Annotated in this window: 6 protein-coding genes; 4 read left to right on the top strand and 2 right to left on the bottom strand. The window is 69.2% G+C overall.

Features of this window, described 5'->3' with window-relative positions:
• The 3 genes from B7X32_RS18325 to B7X32_RS18315 form a co-directional block, all read left to right on the top strand.
• The coding region (locus tag B7X32_RS18325; protein WP_292722949.1) for a MerR family transcriptional regulator at positions 1 to 335 on the top strand (335 nt) is incomplete at its 5' end.
• 148 nt (positions 336 to 483) lie between these two features.
• On the top strand, positions 484 to 843 hold the full coding sequence (locus tag B7X32_RS18320) for a nuclear transport factor 2 family protein (protein ID WP_292722946.1): 360 nt from the start codon (positions 484 to 486) through the stop codon (positions 841 to 843).
• Positions 844 to 1,172: 329 nt separating this feature from the next.
• A complete protein-coding gene (locus tag B7X32_RS18315; RefSeq protein WP_292722944.1) occupies positions 1,173 to 1,493 on the top strand; it encodes a hypothetical protein in 321 nt (106 codons plus the stop codon).
• Between the two features lie 60 nt (positions 1,494 to 1,553).
• Here B7X32_RS18315 and dnaB read toward each other — a convergent pair whose 3' ends face one another.
• Positions 1,554 to 2,939: a replicative DNA helicase gene (dnaB, locus tag B7X32_RS18310; RefSeq protein ID WP_292722940.1), complete on the bottom strand. Its 1,386-nt coding sequence runs from the start codon at positions 2,937 to 2,939 to the stop codon at positions 1,554 to 1,556.
• A 507-nt stretch (positions 2,940 to 3,446) separates the two neighbouring features.
• Positions 3,447 to 3,569: a hypothetical protein gene (locus B7X32_RS18305; RefSeq protein WP_292722938.1), complete on the bottom strand. Its 123-nt coding sequence runs from the start codon at positions 3,567 to 3,569 to the stop codon at positions 3,447 to 3,449.
• Positions 3,570 to 3,724: 155 nt separating this feature from the next.
• Between B7X32_RS18305 and B7X32_RS18300 the strand changes: the two genes are divergently transcribed.
• Positions 3,725 to 4,789, top strand: a complete 1,065-nt coding sequence (locus tag B7X32_RS18300) for a hypothetical protein (RefSeq protein WP_292722935.1) — start codon at positions 3,725 to 3,727, stop codon at positions 4,787 to 4,789.
• Positions 4,790 to 5,031 lie beyond the last annotated feature (242 nt).

Below are 5,031 nucleotides of genomic sequence, written 5' to 3'. Positions count from 1 at the left end.
CCTCGACGCGCATGCTCCGCTACTACGAGTCCCAGGGACTTCTCACCTCGGAACGAGGCGCGAACGGCTACCGCTCCTTCCGCGAGAGCGACGTCGAACGGGCGGAGAACGTCGCGAGTCTCATCCGATCGGGGTTGCCGACCCGGCTCATCCGCGTGGTGTTGAGCGCCGAAGACCGCTCGGGCGAATGGACCACGGCGTGCGATGCCGAGTTCGCGACGCTCCTGCGCAACGAGTTGAGCGCCCTGGAGGAGAAGATCTCCTGCCTGACGCGGAGCCGGACCGCCGTCCGCTCCTACCTCGAGCGCGCCAACGAGGCGGCCCTCGAGGTTTGAGCCGCTCGCCGGCACCCCGATCAAGGCGACGTTGACGCCGGTGCCCGCGATCTCGACGAGGCCGGCTCGTTCTGGGGACCTCGGCGGGCCTCGCCCTCTCTGATGGATCCGCCTTGACCGCCCTGCGCTCCGGCGGTAGGCAGGATTCATGACGACTGCGGGCGAGAAGTGGACGGCCGACTACGTGGAGGCATGGCGCTCCAACGATCCGGAGCAGATCGGAGCGCTCTTCAGTGCGGACGCGAGATACTTCACCAATCCCGATTCCGAACCCCGCGTCGAGCGCGACGCGATCATCGCAGGGTGGTTGGAGGACCTCGACGAGCCGGGGTCGTGGACGTTCGAGTGGCGGATCCTCCGCGAGGATGCGGGCTGGTTCCTCGTGCAGGGCCGCACCGAATACCCCGCGGAGCGCGACTACCTGAACCTCTGGATCGTCCAGCTCGACCAGGACGGGCGTGCCGAAGAGTTCACCGAGTGGTACATGCCCCGGCCGCACGGCGGCTGAGCGGACGGCATCAATCCCGGCACCGCCGCTTTCGGCGGGCGGCCGACGTCGTGCGGTTCCGGCCGGCACGTCGGAGTCGGCGTGGATGCGCTCCCCTCGCTCGAACCCGGCAACGCGCCTGCGTTTACGATGAGCGCATGACGACGGAGCGAACCAGGATCCTTTCACGACGCGTTCTGGTCGCTGCGGGAGCGGCTCTCGTGATCGCGGGAATCTCGGGGTGCACAGCGGAGAGCGTCAACACGGACCCTACGTCGTCTGCGCAACCGCCCATCGCGGCCACGTCCCCCTCTGCCGAACCGACAGCCTCCGCAGCCGCGATCGACAAGGTGACCTGCGAGACCTACTCCGACATGCTGACGATCATGCACAACGCCGACTATTCGTTCCACCACGAAGCGATCGGCGATCAGGAGCGGACCGGCTGGTACAACCTGGCCTTCCGCGTCATAGGACGCGCACCGTCCGCCGGTGAGGGACCGGTCACCAAGGCGCTGGCGACGCTGAAGGGAATCCAGCCTCCGATGGTGACGGACTCGTCGACGCAGGATCCCACGAGCATCGCCTGGGGCAACGCCTCGCGGGCGCTGGCCGATGCGTGCGAAGCCGAAGGACTTCCGCACTCGGCCGAAGGATTCGTCGGAGGCTGACCCCCAGGTGCGCGACCATTCGACCTCGCCTCCATCGTTCTCCGACGGAGTCTCCACAGGTCAGTGGAAGTCGCCGCCGCCCTGGAAGTCGCTGGCCATGTCGGCGAAGCGGGAGAAGTGGCCCTGGAAGGCGACCTGGATCGTCGCGGTGGGGCCGTTGCGGTGCTTGGCGACGATGAGGTCGGCCTCACCGGGGCGCACGTCCTTGTCGTAGACGGAGTCGCGGTGCAGCAGGATCACCATGTCGGCGTCCTGCTCGATCGAGCCCGACTCGCGGAGGTCGCTGATCGCAGGCTTCTTGTCCTGCCGCTGCTCGGAACCACGGTTCAGCTGCGAGAGCGCGATCACGGGCACCTGCAGCTCCTTCGCGAGGAGCTTCAGCGCGCGGGAGAACTCAGAGACCTCCTGCTGACGGGACTCGACCTTCTTGCCGCTCGTCATCAGCTGCAGATAGTCGATGACGACCATCCTCAGACCGACGCGCTGCTTGAGCCGGCGGCACTTCGCGCGGATCTCGACGAGCGTCATGTTCGGGCTGTCGTCGATGTAGAGCGGGGCGTCGTTGATGCGCCCGCGGGTCGAGGCGACGGTCGTCCAGTCGCGCTGGTCGAGCGTGCCCTTGCGGAGGTTCTGCAGCGGCACGGCGCCCTCGGCGCTGAGCAGGCGCATGGCGATCTCCGCCTTGCCCATCTCGAGCGAGAAGAAGATGGACGGCTGGTTGTGCCCGATCGAGGCCGCCCTAGCGAAGTCGAGCGCGAGCGTCGACTTACCCATCGCGGGCCGGGCCGCGACGACGATCATCTGCCCGCCGTGCAGGCCGTTCGTCAGCTCGTCGAGCTCGCGGAACCCGGTCGGCACGCCCGTCATGGATCCGTCGCGACCGCTCGCGGCCTCCATCTCCTCGACGGCGGCATCGACCGCGACGGTGAGCGGCACGTAGTCCTCGGCGGTCTCGGTGCCCGTAACCGAGTAGATCTCGGCCTGGGCGCTGTTGACGAGGTCGGTGGCGTCGCCCTGACCGTCGTAGCCCATCTGCACGATGCGGGTGCCGGCGTCGACGAGCTTGCGCAGGATCGCACGCTCCGACACGATGCCGGCGTAGAAGCCGGCGTTCGCGGCGGTCGGCACGATCGACGTCAGCGAGTGCAGGTAATCCGCCCCGCCCGCGCGCGACAGGTTGCCGGTCTTGATGAGCTCGTCCGTGACGGCGATGACGTCGGTGGGCTCGCCGTGCGAGTACAGCGACAGCACCGCGTCGAAGATCAGCTCGTGCTTGGGGATGTAGAAGTCGGATCCGCGCAGCGACTCGATCACGTCGGCGACGGCGTCCTTCGACAGCAGCATGCCGCCGAGGGTGCTCTGCTCGGCCATGAGGTCGTGCGGCGGGGTCCGCTCGGGACCGCGCCCCGAACCGAGCCGCTCCTCCGCGATGTCCGCGATCGACACGCGCGCCCCCTTCTCCTCCACCGACTGCCGAGCGCATCCCCGTCGGATCCGCACTCCGGGCGGGATGATCCCCCGCCGCACAAAGCACATCACCAAGGTCCGACATCGGGATGCTCGACCACGCTAGAAGCACCGTTCTCCCCATGCAAGAGTGCCTGTGGATAACTCTGTGGAGAGTCTGCGGGAAACTCTGGAGTGTCTGTGCAGAACGCCTGGGGATAACTGTGGGGAAGGTTGACGGATGCAACAGATTATTTTGCTGGGACCAGCCCTTTTTCCCCTCCCCACCCTGTGGATGGAATCCTGCTTAAAGCGTGTGTTTAAGGTTCGTGCCGCGGATCGTCGGATGTGTACAACTTGGGGACAACACCCATGCGCCGACCCGTTTGTCAAGTCGGACATTCGGCGGGTGTGGCGTCGCTCATCCGAGCGCGCGGATGGGAGGGCGGCGCTCATGCGCACGGCTCCTGCGCAGAGGCCCGTCGGCGTCGCCGTCACGCGCGCCAGTCACCGGGTTCCTGCGCCGTCGCGCACCACTCCTCGATCCGCCGCTGCGCGAACGTGGTGCTGACTGTCCTGCCAGTTGCGCGGCAGCGGATACGGGATCACCCCGCCGATCTCGGTGCTCATGGTCCCCCCAGGCCTCGACAGTAGCGTGCGCCCTCCGGAGGCCGCGAGAGAGGTTCGCCAACCCCCTGGACGTGCGCCGTCGTCGGGCGTACAGTCAGCGCCAGCAACATCGTCCTCGCAACGTTTCTGGGGCTCTGGAGGAGGTGACCGTGGACGTGACCGCTTCAGCCGGTCACCGGCTCCGTGTCGGTCTGCTCTCCGGCGCCTGCCTCGCCCTGGGCTGGGCCGCACTGTCCGTGCTCCTCGGGTCCGCCCCGGCCCACGCGGACGACTCCGGCGGGCTGCTCGACGGCACCGGCGGTCTGCTGGGCACCGCCTCCTCCGCGGTGTCGTCCACGGTCAGCGGCACCGTGAGCGCCGTCGCGGCCACGGTGGATGCCGTCGTCGCCCCCGTGCAGAGCGCCGTCACGGCGCCCTCCCCGGCAGCGTCCGCCGACCCGGGTGCCGCATCGGGGGTCGTGCAGGATGCGGGATCCTCCCTCGTCGATGCCGTCGCCTCGGCTCCGGCCGTCCCGGATCAGGTCGCGAACGCCGTGACGGATCTCGGCAGCACGGTCTCGAACGCCGTTCCGGATGCTCTCGCCCCCGCCGCGTCCGTCCTCGCATCGTCCCCCGTCTCGTCGCTCACCACCCCGGTCGTCGCGGCCCTCACGTCCGTGCCCGTCGTGGGCGACGCGACCACCGCGCTCGGTGTCCCCGACCTGGTCGACCGGGTCGGCGGAGCCGTGGACCGCGTCACAGGATCCCTCGCTCCCGTGCTGGGCGGCCCGCTCCCGACGGTTCCGCCCGGCGTTCCGCCGACGGAGACGGGCGGCACGTCTGCCCCCGTCGTATCGGGAACGGATCCGCTCACGGGCACCTCGGCCGCGTCGCCGCCCGCGATCGTGCTCGAGGGCACTGCGGTCGGGCCGCCGGTGCGGGCGGGCGGCGGATCCGCCGGTGCTGTCGGCGACGCGCTGCGCGCTTCCGGCCCTCCGCACTCCGCGTCATCGCCCCCGGCCGCGCCGACATCTCCGAACGCGCCGGATCCGTGGGCGACGCCCGTGGGAACGGGAACCTCGTCGTCCGCCGCCGGATCCGGCGGAGGCTCTGCCCCGTGGTTCGCCGCGTTCTCGGCCGCCACGACCGCGGCGCCTCGACTCTCCATGCTTTCGGGCGGCGCCGCCGACGACGCCCTGCCCTCTTCTCCGGTGTTCCCCACCGACGTCTCCCCCGACTGAGTCGATCCGGGCTGCCCTCCGCGGCAGCAGAAGACGCGCGATCCCGCGCGTTCCCCCATCGATTCGAAGTCAGGAGAAGCACCATGCGCACTTTCGTGAAGCATGCCCTCTGGGGCACGCTCATCGCCGGCGGGATCACCCTGCTCGGCGCGACGGCCGCGAACGCGGCCGACAACACCTCAGGAGACGACGGGATCGGATCCGGCACACAAGTCGTCGCGCCGATCACGGCGCCCATCACC

It is taken from the genome of Microbacterium sp. 13-71-7, from assembly GCF_002257455.1.
In the GTDB taxonomy this organism is placed as follows: domain Bacteria; phylum Actinomycetota; class Actinomycetes; order Actinomycetales; family Microbacteriaceae; genus Microbacterium.
This window is presented reverse-complemented; position numbering and strand designations above follow the sequence as displayed.